Source organism: Chryseobacterium sp. A321, assembly GCF_054489265.1.
Genome location: NZ_JBTMWZ010000001.1, coordinates 1,320,833 through 1,334,698 on the forward strand (window position 1 = coordinate 1,320,833; position 13,866 = coordinate 1,334,698).

General features: G+C 40.4%; 15 protein-coding genes. 6 read left to right on the forward strand and 9 right to left on the reverse strand.

The genetic code is table 11. The features are described 5' to 3' along the window. Nucleotide 1: 1 nt before the first annotated feature. From ACX3PZ_RS06250 to ACX3PZ_RS06270, 5 genes are all read left to right on the forward strand, one after another. Nucleotides 2-1,009, forward strand: coding sequence for a vWA domain-containing protein (locus ACX3PZ_RS06250; protein WP_459112263.1), 1,008 nt, complete (start codon nucleotides 2-4; stop codon nucleotides 1,007-1,009). An 87-nt stretch (nucleotides 1,010-1,096) separates the two neighbouring features. After that, the gene (locus ACX3PZ_RS06255; protein WP_459112264.1) at nucleotides 1,097-1,825 is read left to right on the forward strand and encodes a tetratricopeptide repeat protein; all 729 of its coding nucleotides are present in this window, start codon (nucleotides 1,097-1,099) and stop codon (nucleotides 1,823-1,825) included. Next, entirely contained in the window at nucleotides 1,825-3,564 is a 1,740-nt protein-coding gene (locus tag ACX3PZ_RS06260) for a BatD family protein (RefSeq protein WP_459112265.1), read from the forward strand. Before ACX3PZ_RS06255 ends, ACX3PZ_RS06260 begins: the two co-directional genes overlap by 1 nt. Nucleotides 3,565-3,609: 45 nt before the next feature. After that, nucleotides 3,610-4,212, forward strand: coding sequence for a MarC family protein (locus ACX3PZ_RS06265; RefSeq protein ID WP_459112266.1), 603 nt, complete (start codon nucleotides 3,610-3,612; stop codon nucleotides 4,210-4,212). A 12-nt stretch (nucleotides 4,213-4,224) separates the two neighbouring features. Then, complete coding sequence (locus ACX3PZ_RS06270; RefSeq protein WP_459112267.1) at nucleotides 4,225-4,431, forward strand: hypothetical protein; 207 nt, start codon at nucleotides 4,225-4,227, stop codon at nucleotides 4,429-4,431. On the opposite strand, the gene ACX3PZ_RS06275 is transcribed toward ACX3PZ_RS06270, so the two are convergent. The 5 genes from ACX3PZ_RS06275 to ACX3PZ_RS06295 all read right to left on the reverse strand — a co-directional run bounded on the left by ACX3PZ_RS06275 (nucleotide 4,428) and on the right by ACX3PZ_RS06295 (nucleotide 8,806). Then, nucleotides 4,428-5,393: a chorismate-binding protein gene (locus ACX3PZ_RS06275; RefSeq protein ID WP_459112268.1), complete on the reverse strand. Its 966-nt coding sequence runs from the start codon at nucleotides 5,391-5,393 to the stop codon at nucleotides 4,428-4,430. The two genes, ACX3PZ_RS06270 and ACX3PZ_RS06275, sit on opposite strands and share 4 nt — an antisense overlap. Beyond that, nucleotides 5,393-5,827, reverse strand: coding sequence for a PaaI family thioesterase (locus ACX3PZ_RS06280; RefSeq protein WP_459112269.1), 435 nt, complete (start codon nucleotides 5,825-5,827; stop codon nucleotides 5,393-5,395). The genes ACX3PZ_RS06275 and ACX3PZ_RS06280 overlap by 1 nt, the downstream gene beginning before the upstream one ends. Before the next feature lie 3 nt (nucleotides 5,828-5,830). Further along, entirely contained in the window at nucleotides 5,831-6,403 is a 573-nt protein-coding gene (locus tag ACX3PZ_RS06285) for a 1-acyl-sn-glycerol-3-phosphate acyltransferase (protein WP_459112270.1), read from the reverse strand. Between the two features lie 327 nt (nucleotides 6,404-6,730). Beyond that, nucleotides 6,731-8,470 (reverse strand): PspC domain-containing protein, encoded by a 1,740-nt coding sequence (locus ACX3PZ_RS06290; protein ID WP_459112271.1) that lies wholly within the window; start codon nucleotides 8,468-8,470, stop codon nucleotides 6,731-6,733. 6 nt (nucleotides 8,471-8,476) lie between these two features. Beyond that, entirely contained in the window at nucleotides 8,477-8,806 is a 330-nt protein-coding gene (locus tag ACX3PZ_RS06295; RefSeq protein WP_459083654.1) for a PadR family transcriptional regulator, read from the reverse strand. Between the two features lie 342 nt (nucleotides 8,807-9,148). On the opposite strand from ACX3PZ_RS06295, the gene ACX3PZ_RS06300 reads away from it, so the two are divergent. Next, complete coding sequence (locus tag ACX3PZ_RS06300; RefSeq protein WP_459083655.1) at nucleotides 9,149-9,739, forward strand: HD domain-containing protein; 591 nt, start codon at nucleotides 9,149-9,151, stop codon at nucleotides 9,737-9,739. Between the two features lie 221 nt (nucleotides 9,740-9,960). Here ACX3PZ_RS06300 and ACX3PZ_RS06305 read toward each other — a convergent pair whose 3' ends face one another. The 4 genes from ACX3PZ_RS06305 to ACX3PZ_RS06320 form a co-directional block, all read right to left on the reverse strand. Beyond that, nucleotides 9,961-10,392 (reverse strand): hypothetical protein, encoded by a 432-nt coding sequence (locus ACX3PZ_RS06305; protein WP_459083656.1) that lies wholly within the window; start codon nucleotides 10,390-10,392, stop codon nucleotides 9,961-9,963. A 6-nt stretch (nucleotides 10,393-10,398) separates the two neighbouring features. Continuing rightward, nucleotides 10,399-10,866 (reverse strand): helix-turn-helix domain-containing protein, encoded by a 468-nt coding sequence (locus ACX3PZ_RS06310; RefSeq protein WP_459083657.1) that lies wholly within the window; start codon nucleotides 10,864-10,866, stop codon nucleotides 10,399-10,401. Further along, nucleotides 10,859-11,398: a hypothetical protein gene (locus ACX3PZ_RS06315; protein ID WP_459083658.1), complete on the reverse strand. Its 540-nt coding sequence runs from the start codon at nucleotides 11,396-11,398 to the stop codon at nucleotides 10,859-10,861. The genes ACX3PZ_RS06310 and ACX3PZ_RS06315 overlap by 8 nt, the downstream gene beginning before the upstream one ends. A 302-nt stretch (nucleotides 11,399-11,700) precedes the next feature. Then, entirely contained in the window at nucleotides 11,701-13,848 is a 2,148-nt protein-coding gene (locus tag ACX3PZ_RS06320) for an endonuclease MutS2 (RefSeq protein ID WP_459083659.1), read from the reverse strand. Nucleotides 13,849-13,866: the final 18 nt, after the last annotated feature.

Below are 13,866 nucleotides of genomic sequence, written 5' to 3' on the forward strand. Positions count from 1 at the left end.
CATGGACGTAAGCTTAGGCCAACCTCTTTATCTGCTTCTACTCCTACTTGTCCCTTTTTTAGGGGTGCTTATCGTCGCGTTTTTGCGATGGAGACGGGAATCTCGTGAGGCCTTTGCAGAACCAAGGTTTAGAGAGCAGTTGTTTTTCAAAAGCAGTCCAATGGCAAGAGTTCTTCCTCTTTTCTATCTCGTAGCGGTTGTATTTTTAGTCTTTGCAATTGTCGATGTTTTAGGAGCAAGCGAGAAAATCAAATCCGAGCAGAAAATGAACAACGTTCTATTTTTACTCGATGTGTCCAGTTCTATGAATGCGGAAGACATAGAGCCCAGTAGGCTCACGATGGCAAAAAACATATTAATTAACACCCTGCAAGGTTTAGAAAACGATCGAGTCGGAATTGTTGTTTTTGCCGCAGAGGGTCGCTCCATCCTTCCTTTAACGACAGACTTTACCGCGGTGCAGTCCTACGTTCAAGGAATTGAGACGACTATTTTGCAAAGGCAAGGAACGGATTTTTTAAAGCCGATTCAGGAGGCGGCTAAGAAATTTAAATCGGTTCCAAAAGGATCCAGACAGGTCGTTTTGATCTCGGATGGAGAGGACAATGAAGAGCAGCAAAAAGCAGCTTTGTCCCTCGCGAAAAAAGAAGGCATTCGCATTCTTAGCGTGGGAATTGGAACTGCGGAGGGAGCTCCTGTTCCTGAATATTTATACGGTCAACTTCTAGGGTATAAAATGGGTCTTGATGGTCAGCCTGTGGTCACAAAACGGGAGGAAAAGGCTCTTGTAGCCCTGGCAGAGGGAACCAAAGGCAGCTATGTAAATGGAAATTCCCTTGACAATGCCTCCAGAGAAATTCTGCACGAGCTTAAGCGGGCTTCAAGCGATTCGAATCTCTATGTGGATTCGCAAAATGCGACGCATTATTACCAATATTTCTTAGCCGTATCGCTCTTTTTCTGGCTCCTGATCTTTCTTTTCAATCCGAAAAGAGGTTTTCACTTCTAAGGCGCCACCCAAAGCGGCTGTTTTAACCAAAATTTAACGGTTTTCTCCTCAGATATTCAGATTAAAAGAAATAATTTTGTAGCATCAATGGTCAAAAAAAATTATTTTCTATTTCTCTTTGTTTTGCTTGGTTTTTACACTGTAAAAGCTCAGTCAAGTTATAAGCTGTTCATGCACGAGGGGAATCAGTATTTTGAAAAAGGGAAATTCGCGGAATCAAGATCCAAATTCTCAGGTGCAGTCGAAAAAAGCCCTAACGATTTTGCGGCGCATTACAATCTGGGAAATTCCCTTTATAAAGAAAAGAAATTTGCAGAGGCTAGGGCAGAATATGAAAAAGCCCTATCTTTCGCTAAGACAAAAGAGGAAGGATTTGTTGCGCAGTACAATTTGGGGAATTCCCTTATGAAGCTTGACGATTCTAAAGGGGCCGCTGCGGCCTACAAAAAGGCGTTAAAGCTAGATCCTTACCAAGAAGAAGCAAGGCGAAATTACGAGATTGCCATGCTAAAAGAGAAAGAAAAAGAATCTCAGGATGCCGGCGGGGGCGGTGGTGGCAACCAGGGCAATAACAAAAGCAAAGACGCCCAAAAGGACCCCAACGGAAAACCAAGTGAAGGCACTGGAGGAGAAGGAGGAGAAGGTAAAGGAGAGGACGGTGAGAACCAAGGGAATGCACCAAAAGGAAGTCAGATGCCAAAAGACGAGCAAAATGCACTACTGAACCGAGTGGAAGGCCGGGAATCAGAGACGGCAAGAAAAATATTAAATAAAAATACATATTCGATGCCAAGGAGCAACGAGAAAGATTGGTGATGAAGACTAGGTTCTTATTTTTTCTGGTACTTTTAGTCTCGAGTTTGAGTGATGCTCAGGTGAGTCTACTGGCAGATACCGATAAGAAAGTTCTTAACGGTAAGGAAAAATTCACACTCTATGTGATTCAGGAACTCAACGGAAACGACCTGATTCAAGAAACGCCCCTGCGTACACCCGATTTGTCTAAATTTCATGTTTTAGGCCAGGGTTCGGTACGACAGACCTATGGAGACCCTTCCACGAGTACCGTAATCAACCAACTTATTTACGAATTCTTATTAGAGCCTAAAGGCAGTGGAAAGTTCAAAATTGGATCTTTTCTTGTGACCGTAAACGGCCAGATTTACATGACCGATCCCTTTGAGGTGACGGTTAGAGAAGGAGATTTTAACGCGCGCGCTGCGCAGGAGTCTTCCCTTTCCAAAATCTCGATCGAAATGGAGATTGAGGATAAGCAAATCTATCCGGGTGAACCTACTATGGCGATTGTTCGAGCCTATAGCAAAGACTTTAATCAACTGCGACGGGTAGGGAAAGTAAAGTTCCCTAAAAGCGATCATATGCGTTTTAAGCCTGTTGCGTTTGACAAATCCGAAATACAGCAAAAAACGGGAGTATCTTCTCAAGTCATTGGAATGGCGCTCGTGATACCAAAGGAACCAGGTTCCTTTGCAGTTCCCCCGGTCACTGTGAACGTAATGGAGGGAGGGAATCGAACGCACGAACTGCGAAGCAGCAGTGTGAGGCTCCATGTCAAAGATTTGCCTTCTGCGCCTCCCAAAGGGTACAAAGGAGCGGTAGGGGATTATAAACTTACGCTCGTTCCTAGCTTAAAGCAGGAACCTTTGCAAGTAGGAAAAGCGATTCCCTTTGAATTACGCCTTACCGGCGCTGGGAATTTAAGTCGCACGATGCTTCCTCATTTGTCGGTTACGGGCGAGAGCTCGATGTTTAGACCTGAGGTTACTACTCGCATTTTAGGGGGCAAAAGAGGACTTGACGGCTATGTAAGCGCCAAATATCTTTTGATCCCAAAAGTGGCAGGACGCTTTCAAGTGGCTAGTATGCCGTTTGTTTACTTTAATCCAAAAGACGGGCAGTTTCATAGTCTAGACCCGAGTCCTGTCGTCGTAAACGTTTTGACCGAGGAAGAAATCAAAGGGAGTCGGTCTGCAATTGAGAAAGTAAATGAGTATACCAACAGTGTGCTCGAAACCGTCAACACTCCTATTGTACAGACCACTCAATTTAAGATAGAAGAAAAAGACAAATTTAATTGGAAAGCGCTGCTTTCCAATTACACGCTTATAGCCGTGTTCTTAGCCGTTATTTTACTTTTCTATTCTCTCTTTAGAAGGCTCATGAAAAGCGATCCCAAAACAGGAAGGGTTGATTTAGGCTCGGTCCATGAAACGGAACAGAAGATCCGAAGGGAAATGGAAATGAACTTTGATAGTCTCTTTAGTGAGCTATCCACAGATGCAAACAATGGAAATCGAGATGCTTTTTTTGAAGGACTTGAAGAATTGGATGCAAAAGCGCAGCAGAAAATAGCCGAAACAAACCCGAAAGGATTAAAATCGCAATTTGAAGTCCAATTTGGGGCTATGGCCGCAGAGGAGTATCGCGATTTTAGACAGAAAGTGAAGATCGAAAAGTATGCCCCTGCGCACGCCGCTGAGCCACTAGAAGGGCTTTATCAGCAGGCAGAAAGAATTTATACGAAAATTGTATAATTATTATTTATTATTCATATTTTTGCGAAATTAATAATTTGAGTTATGGAAGTATTTAGCCATTTTTCTTTCAAAGAAATTTTTACTTGTTCAATGATTCTTTTTGCCGTGATTGACATCATCGGCTCAATTCCGATTATTGTGAGTTTGAAACAAAAGTTTGGAGCCATTGAATCGGGGAAAGCTTCCATTGTGGCAGGACTTATTATGATCTCTTTCCTTTTCGTGGGGAATAAGATCCTTGGCTTTATTGGGGTGGATGTGAATTCCTTCGCCATTGCCGGTGCTTTCGTTATCTTTATTATTGCCCTTGAAATGATTTTGGGCGTTCAAATTCAGCGTCACGAAGAGGCAAAGGCCGCTTCCATTGTGCCGATTGCCTTTCCTTTGATTGCAGGAGCGGGAACCTTAACCACTACACTTTCCTTGAAAGCGCAATACCATGACATCAATATTATCTTTGGAATCTTACTCAATACCTTGTTTGTTTACCTTGTGCTCCGCTCCGCAAGTTTGATTGAAAGAAAGCTAGGACGCTCTACACTTAAGGTAATTGAAAAAGTATTCGGAATTATCCTTTTAGCGATCTCTATTAAATTATTTACGAGTAACTTTGCAGAACTTATTCAATCGTATATTCATTTTTAAACTATAGCAGATATGCAAAGGCTTTATAAAATCTTTTTAGTACTCTTTTTACTTTTTGTAGGTGTAAACCTTTACGGTTTAGATTGGGACAAAGGACTTCTTCATGAAGAGAACACGAAGTTTGTGGTTTCTTTAGTTGCTGGAATTATTGGACTTCTTTTGGTATTTGTTTTAAGTACTTGGTCTAAGCTTCCTGCAAAGAAAGAGGCTTCTAATTAAAAGATTATTTCGAGCTGATTTCCGATCGCCTGAGCTTTTAGCTCCGTTTCTTGAAATTCTTTTTCGACGCTGCTCTTCGCAGTAATTCCTCCGCCCACAAAAAGATGGGCTGAGCGAGTAAATAGTTTTGCGCAGCGAAGCGTCACAAAGAAATAGAGTTTATTTCCCACATTTAACTTACTGTAGCCCCCATAGAATTCTCTTGGGTAAGGTTCGAGCTTTTCTAGAAGTTGCCTGCACAAGTCTTTGGGCGTCCCTAGAACGGCCGGAGTCGGATGAAGGTCTTTAATCAATGCGTCGAGATTTTCTGGGTCTACTTGAGAGGAAAAATCAGTTCGCAAATGTTTGATCGAGCCCGAGGGATGGGAATAGGTCTCTGAGGTCTTAATCTCTGTCGAGTATTTGGAAAGGACCGATTCCATGTATCGCGTGACCGCAAACTGCTCCTCCTTCTCCTTTACTTCCCATTCTTCATCTAAAGGAAGGGTACCTGCCAAACTCATCGTTTTAAATTGGCCTGTTATAAGATCGTATTCTCCGAGTAATTCGGAGAACGCGCCAATCCAGCTCTCAGTTCCGTTCGTAAATACATAGGAAAAGGCCTTGGGATACGCTTTTGTTAGATTGAGAAAACTCTTAGAAAGCGAGAGTTCTTTATAAGCGATCATCTTTCGTCTCGAAAGCACAAGCTTGTCGAGCTGGTGCTCGTTAATTAATTCGATTGCCTCTTCTAATTTTTGATTGTACTGCTCCCTCGTTTGAGGGGTAAGCTCCGAGTTTTCTGTAAGCTGTGAGGAGGTAAATTCAGAGTCTAGAATTTCCTTTTCACTTACTTTTTCAAGGGTTCCTTCAAAGCTAAGGGTTTTCTTTTCGTCAAAAGAGATGAACTGAAGGGAGTCCTTTGAAGTCTCTCCCTGAATTGTATAGAAGTCCGAAGAAAAAGGAAGCTTGAAATAAAGCATTACTTTAGTTTAGAAAGTGGAATAATATTGTTTGTCATGGTGGTGTGGTTGATCAACTTTCCGCGCTCATCGCGAATCTCAATTTGAGAAACATGCATTGTATTTCCTTTGCGGATAAACGTCGCTTTTCCGGTGATGAGGCCTTGCTTTATGCTGCGAAGATGGTTTGAGTTGATGTTGGTTCCTACAGGGGCAAACAGCTCTCGGTCTACGTGTAGAACTGAAAGGGTAGAGCCAAGGGTTTCGGCTAAAGCCACACTTGCTCCCCCGTGCAAGATGCCGTAGGGTTGATGAACTCTAGGTTCCACGGGCATGGTGGCAGAAAGACTCTCCTGATCAATGTCCGTAAATTGAATACCAAGGGTCACCGCCATGGATTCTTTTCCCCAGGAGTTCAGCGACTTTAAACGTTCTTCTTTTTCTTTTATATCCATGGTCTAAGAAATGTTTGGGTTCCAGTTTTCTGGTATTTTTGGAGTAATGTCGTTTTTTACAATATAGTCATTTATCGCGTCGAGAACTTCTTCATAGGTCATTTTCTCTAATTCCTCGTACGGGATTTGATAGGCTAGGAAGACGGTTTTCTTTTTGTAGCATCCTCCTGCAATCACAATGGGAACTTTGGCTTTCATAGCCATGTGGTAAAATCCTTTTCTCCATTTTGGAACCCAGCTTCGGGTTCCTTCAGGCGTAATAACAAGGCTGAAATTGTCCTTCTTAAATTCCTCGGCTACGAAATTGACTAGATCGTTTTTCTGACTGCGGTCAATGCCTACGCCTCCAATCCATTTGACCAGTGGGCCGTACCACGCTTTGGTATGCTGGTCTTTAATTATAATTTTTAGGGGTTTTCCTAGCTTCCAATAGGAGAGGCATCCCAGAACAAATTCTGAGTTGTGCGTATGGGGTGCTACCACGAGTACACAACGATCGAGGTTGTCTTTATCGCCGTGCAATACCACTTTCCATCCCACGAGTTTTAGGGCTAGGCTTCCGATTAATTTTTTCATAAGACTTTTTAGGTTGAAACAAAAAAGTATAACCAACGTAATTGGTTATACTTTACAAATATATTGAAAATTGAGTCGCTTAAAACAAATTGGTGATGAAATCAATGACTTTGATTACAATCTCAAGAACTAACTGTACCATAAGATGCTTTTTTAAAGGGTTGGTTTCTAGATTTTAAATACCGCTGTGTAAAGATAAGACAATCGAATCGAATTGAGCATTACATCCAGGAATTTATTTTACTTCTAATGCACTAAGAGTGAGGCGCCCCGAGTCTATTTTTTCTCTAAGCTCTACCCTTTGGCAGCAGTTTTACAAATTTACAATTAATTTGTCTTAATTGTGATTTCTTTTTTTCCACTTTGAATATGGATATTCTTTAGGCTTCCCAAATCTATGTCCATGGAATCCAAGATACGATCCGCTTCTTTTTGTGAGTATTTTTTGTTGTCAATAATCACACTGTCACCCATTTTGGAGTCGTAAGAAATTCGTTTTCCATCCACGGTCATTTCAAAAGATTTCGAGATGCGTACGCCCGGATTGTCCTGATCAGACTTGATTGTCACGCCATTGACATCCTGGTCCTCGTCGTCGTCATCGATGCCGTTTCCATCCAAATCCCCATTGATACGCATTTGGTACTCACCCGCTTGGTTAAATACTTTTGTATCCATCGGTACCACGAGTTCGTATCTCACATTGTAATCGCGGAAACGGTGGTCGTAAGAATATTGAAGGAAGTTCGGAAGATAAAGTGTGTTTCCTGTGACCTGTACTGGAACTTTTAAGTCTAGTGGTACGTTGTATCCTTCCGCTTCTTTTTTGATAATTAAGTAAGGCTCTGTAATACCCGCTTGTCGAGTGATGTCCACGTCAGGATGATCCTCTTCGAACACGCGGTTCTTATCTGAGAATAGATCGTTGTCGTACGCTCGGAAGTTCTGAGGGATCTCTACTTTGTTGATGTTGACATAAATCGAATCGCTTGTCGTGGGAATCGCTAAATTCTCCGTGTCCTCGTTGTGTCCTTTGTAGATCATGTTTTTCTTCGCTACGTTGATGCCAAAGAATGCACCTATACCGATTAAGGCTACGAACAAGGCGAGTAGAACATACCCCACATTTTTCATCTGCGTTTTTGGAGAAAGAAGCTTGAGAGCAAAATAACCAAAAAGAAGGGCAGGAATTAGGGTTCCGAGTACGGCCATGGCTTTCACCGACCATCCTAAGGAATCTCCGTCAAAAAGAAAGTCGAGTTCGTTAAATCCGCTAAACGTAGTGGATCCCATGAAGCCGAATACAGCAAAGGTTCCAATGATGCACGAGATGCTCATCAGTAGGAAAAGACCCCCAAGTACGTAGCGCGCTACATTCCAAAGTCCGTTGGTTGCCGAAGAAATATACGGCTTGTTCTCGTTGTAAATTTCTCCTACTCTTTGAGTGGATTCGTTTGCAAATTGAACAATCTTGTTAGATTCTTCCTTTAGGTTGTCAAAGTTTACGGGCATTCCTTTCATTTTTAAATGGTCCGATGCGGTTTTGGCCACAGGGAGAACCACCCAAAGAATGATATAGATAAGGGCAATCACAGAGGTAGAAATGGCTGCAGTAAAGATACCTAAGACCGCAAATCCTAGCCAAATAGCTCGCATCACGGTGATGTCAAGACCTGTATAATGCGCTAGTCCAGCGCAAACCCCCGCAATTTTTTGTCTTTCCGGATCTCTAAAGAGTTGTCTTTGTCCTGTATAGGTAGAACCTTTTTTCGAAGTTTTTTCTTTCGTTTCGGAATAGTATGCTTCTTCTTGTTCCTCGATTTGTTCGGGACGTCCAATCTGGGCAATGACTTTCTCTACGTCGTCTGCGTTAATTACCTCACGAGCGCCGAGAATATCTTTGAAAATTTCGACCATACGAATTTCGATATCGTGCATGACTTCCTCAGCTTCCTGCGGATCTAGAGAGCTCTTTAGAGCCTGTAGGTAGTCGCTTAGTTTGATGTAGGCGTGCTCTTCGATTACGAATGAGAAGCCTGCAAGTCCTATGGATAGTGTTTTGTTCATGATATTCTAAATTTTGCTAGTGATTTGGTTCACTGAGTTTGTGAGTTCGTTCCAGGTATTTTGTAGTTCTTCCAAAAACAGAATGCCTTTGTCTGTGATTTGGTAGTATTTTCGGGGAGGGCCTCCAGTGGATTCTTCCCATCGGTAGGAGAGAAATTCTCCATTTTTCAGCCGAGTGAGTAGAGGGTACAGAGTGCCTTCCACTACGTCTAGTTTTCCGCCTTTAAGTTCTTCCATCAAATCGGAAACATACATTTCTCGACTGCGGATCAGACTTAAGATGCAGAACTCCAGAATGCCTTTGCGCATTTGCGCTTTTGTGTTTTCTGTATTCATTTTTAGTACGTAAGCATTGGTTAATTTATTGTAAAGGCCACGACTCAATTGTAAGCGCTAAGAAGTTATACCTTTAACTTTATGATGCAAAGATATGTAATTATATTAGTATTATGCAATACAAAGTAGTGAAATAATTTATCAAATAAATGTAAAGTACTGGTAATCACTTGTATTATTTTCTAGAAGCGAAAATTGAAATGGAGGGAATTGGGAGAAAAGTGCGATTTTTTCTCATTTTTGGGTTGCTGTGAAGCAATTTTGTAAAGTGGACTGTATTACTTGGTAAATATATAGTGTAGTTTTTAAGGTGATTCAATCAAAAATTCCGAATATTGTACTATGGGACTTCAAAATGAACTTAAGTTCATCCTCGCGATGGACGCATTGAAAAGTGTGGAACGTAGGAATTACAATCTAGACGAATCTCGTCGAGAAAACACAGCGGAGCATAGTTGGCAAATTGTGGTGCTTGCCCAAATTCTGTATCCCTATGCCAAAAACAAAGAATCGATTTCACTTTTGCGTGTACTGCGTATGCTCTCCATTCATGACATCGTAGAGATTAAAGCGGGGGATACGTTTTTGTTTGACAACGAGGCAATGACTGGAAAATACGAGCGAGAACTAGAGGCGGCCAAGAGTCTATTTGGGATCTTAGAGAATCCCATAGGAGAGGAGTTTCTCGAACTATGGATGGAGTTTGAAGCGGAAGATACGCCTGATGCCATTTTTGCCTGCGCCGTAGATCGGATTATGCCTTTTCTTTTAAACTGCGCGACGAGCGCAAAGAGTTGGACAGAAGCGGGGGTCAAGGCAAGTCAAGTAGAAAGCATCGTAGGCGAGGCTGTTAGACGTGCCTCTGTAGAAATGGGTGAACTTTTTGAAAACCTTTTTGAGGAGTCCATTTCCAAGGGTAAACTTCTTTCTTAGATTCGTTCGAGTCGATTGGAATCAATCGTAGTCTTCAAATGCCCAAAATTCACAATTGCTTTACCTGTTTTTTGAAAATGAAAAGTGAGCAGTTCAACTCATCGAAAGAAGAAATAGTTTGACCTATTAATCACTTCCTCACCTGATAACTTATCCAATACTGGTTTCTGTTGAATAATAAAGTTAATTCAGAATTAGACAATTTGAATTGAAATTTTCGTCTAGTTCTTTATTTCAATAATCTCATCTTCTGGAATCATTTCTACAACATTAATTAAAGGTAAAAGAAATCGATTATAAAATGTGTTTTCCGATTTACTAAATAAAACTCCTCTGGTATTACCCACAGAGATTGTTGCTAAGTGTGCGAGAAAACCTTTAGGGAGTGTTATCATGTTTTCCGTTTTAAATTTAGCCCAATCATTAGGCTTTACTTTAAAATGATTGTCTGTCTGTAGTTTTAATAATTTCTTTGAATCATGTGAAATATATTCAATAATAACTTGACAAGTAATCATGTTATGGGGGTCTGAAATACTGAAACGCAAAGCTGTATTGACCTTAATTCTCTTTACGTCGTCATACGAAGGCTCTAATATCGCAAATTCTGGATTTTCAATTTTAATAAGTTGAAAATCAATATTTTGTTTCATTTTCATTTACATTTCAAATGCAGGTTGATAACTTTCGTATTCGTTACTCTTGGTGCCAAATAATGGAATTATTTTGCATTTTGTTGGAACCTCTAACTCTTTTTTGGCTGAAGGTAAAGTAGTACTTCGTTTTATCACGATTTCGTTAATATATGATTTTGTGGTCATTTCTAATTCTTGCTCATAACTATAAAGAATAGGCATATCTAAAGTTTTCTGCAACGCAACTATTATTTCCCAACCAAACTTTTCTTTCCCTTTTAAAAGCTTATTTACGTATTGTGGTGTTACATTTAACATTGAAGCTAAGTCTCTCTGGGTTAGTTTTAGATCGTCTAATTTTAACATTATTCTAACTGCTAACCGTTGAGATTCTTTTAACCACTCGCGGTTTTTAATTCTCTCTTTTGCTAATTTAACTGCTTGTGTTTCTCTACCTGCAGTTTTAAGGAAATATTTTTCTTTACTAGTCATATTGTTGTTGTTCAGAAAGATAATCGAAGAATGAATCTTCGTCTGTAATGGAGTTGTCTCTTAAGAAATCCTGAAGTGACCTTAGCTTAATTTCTTGTTTTTCAGTTAATATATGTCCGCTGTTTTCTTGTGACAATTTTATTGCACTTCCTGCTATTATAATAATGCTACCTAATTGTATGCCATATAATCTTAAAACCTGATATTTTGCTTTTTTATGGGGTAGAATTTCGTAAACACTTACACCTTTATAAAATGACTCAAAATTATTTATTGTACTCCCTTCAGCCGCTGCATTAACAAGACTGTTGTCAAAAGCATCTGTGTTTTTCTTTATAAATTCTACAAACTCAAATAAATTATGAACTGGAAAATACTCGTTATTTTCGATTAGTTTGATATTGTCTTCATAGAACTTTTTTAAATATTCTACATCTGTCCATTCATCTAATGCTCTGTTATATTCATCTAATGATTGATTAGGAAAGGTAATAGCAAATAAATCTGCCGCAAAGATACTAACTATTTCCATATAATCAACCTATAGGTTTATTTTTTTATTTGAAATTTTATTGTTTTAAGATCATATTGAGGAAAGTGATTAGTATGAATAATGCTATTTGTTCTAAATAGTTTCTATATTTTCTCCTCTTTCGTATCGGGTAATTGAAAAAATCACTAGATCGTAAATATCAGTGCTAATATACCTAATTTTCTGATATTTATTTGCCTGTAAATGAAAATTTTTGTAGCTAATGATGGTGATTTTATTTATTAGCGGCCTAATAATTAGTGCCTTCTTGAGGAGTCCATATCCAATGGTAAACTTCTTTCTTAGATTCGTTCGAGTCGATCGGAATCAATCGTAGTCTTCAAATGCCCAAAATTCACAATTGCTTTTTTCTTATCGAGCTTCTCAATGGTACCCACACTAGAAGAACCAATGATTCGGACCTTTTGCCCTGGTTTTAACCACAGGTTTCTTTCGTCCTGACTGCGCTTTTCGATTTTCTCGTTGGTTTCTACGATTTTCTCCTGAATGTCTTTGTTTTTAAGCTGTTGGGTGACTTTACGCTTAATCACTTGAAGGCGTTTCGTTTCGTCTTTGTCGGATTCAGTGGATTTGAATTTTTCTTGTTCTAAGAGTTTGACAAAATCTTTTACCACTTCTTTTCTAGCCTTGCCCTTTGTGTAGCTCTTTATGAACTCTTCTATGCGGGAACCAAACTGAAGTTTTCGGTGCTCAGTATCGTATAGTTTCTGAAAATTGTAGAGCTTTTGCTGCATCTGCTCATTTAGCTTTTGCAGGTTTTCTTTTTTAGCCTCACTGGATTCCTTCGTTTGAGCCAGATTGGATTTGAGTTTCTCGACTTCAAACTTTTCTTGTTGAAGTTTGACGATGGTCTTATCGAGGTTCACCACATCTTTTTCTACTTTTTTTCGGGCCGAATTTAAGATGAATCGTGGAATTTTATTTTTCTCTGCAACTTCAAACGTGAAAGAGCTGCCGGCCTGACCTACTTCCAATTTATAGAGAGGAGTAAAAGTTCTCTCATCAAAAAGCATCGCCGCATTTTGGGCGTCCGGTAAGCTTTCAACTAAGAGTTTAATGTTTGTATAGTGCGTCGTTATAATGGCGAAACTTCTCTTTTGATAAAAGAATTCAAGGAAACTCTCTGCCAGAGCACCTCCTAGTTCAGGGTCGGATCCGGTTCCAAATTCATCAATGAGCAAAAGGGTGTTTTGATCGGCCTCCTTTATGATTCCTGCCATCTTTTTAAGACGAGAGGAGTAGGTCGAGAGGTGGTTTTCAATGGACTGGTTGTCTCCAATATCCGAGGCCATCTTTTCAAAAAAGAACATCTCACTTTTAGGATGCACTGGAACCATGATTCCACTTTGAATCATGAGTTGCAAAAGGCCCACGGTCTTAAGCGTAATGGATTTTCCACCGGCGTTCGGTCCCGAAATACAAAGGATCCGGTTTTGTTCCGTTAAAGTAAGAGACTGCGGAAAAATGGTTTCTCCTTTTTTCTTATTCTTTAAATATAGCAGTGGATGGAAGGCGTCTTTTAAACGAAGCGTTCGGTGAGCGTTTAATTTCGGGAGCACCGAATTTGTCAATTCTGCAAATCTTGCCTTTGCCTGCGTAAGATCTAAGTCAAAAGCATAGGCTTGGTACTGGGCAAGAACCTCCTCAAAGGGAGCTAGTTCCGCGGTTAAGGCGCGAAGGATACGGTCAATTTCTTTTTTCTCTTCGTCTTTGGCTTCGCGAAGACGAAATTGGTGTTTTTGAACACTTTCGGGTTGGATGTAAGATATAGAGCCGGTTTTGGAAACCCCAAGGGTGGGTCCGGGGACTCTTTTTTTGAATCCAGATTTGACCGCGAGTACCCTTTGGTCGTCGATAATTGTTTCCCGGATATCGTCCAGAAGGTCCTGTCCTCCGTAGGTGACAAGTGCGCGATTGAAATTCTCTTGAATTGCTTTTTGTGCATGCTGAATTTCGGTTCGAAGTTCCTTTAAAGCGGGGGAGGCTTCTTGTTTGACTTCCCCAAATCGGTTAAAAACTCGATCGATTTTGTCTACGATTTCTTTTTGGTAATCGAGTTTTTCCACTTCTTCTAAAAGGAGGGGGAAAGTGAGAGAAACACTAGGGAAGAATTTCTTTAGCCGCCCAATTTGTTCGGTTAGGGTTTTAATTCGGATGAACCCTGCGTTTTCCAAACGAAAGTTCTCAATCTTGATATGCTTTAAATCCTGTTCCAGGTTTGGATACTCTGAAAAAGGAATGGCGTTTTGACTCTGAAAACTGGTCAGGTATTCAGAGGTCTTCTTTAGAGCTCTTTGTGCCTCTTCAAAAGGCAAAGGCAAAAGCTCCATGATTTGCTCCGCCACATAAGGAGAATACGCAAAGGGCGCAATCTGAGAAAGCAGTTCTGGAAATTCCAGTTCGATTAAATCGTCGGTTTTTATTTGCACAGTGCAAAAATAGCAAAA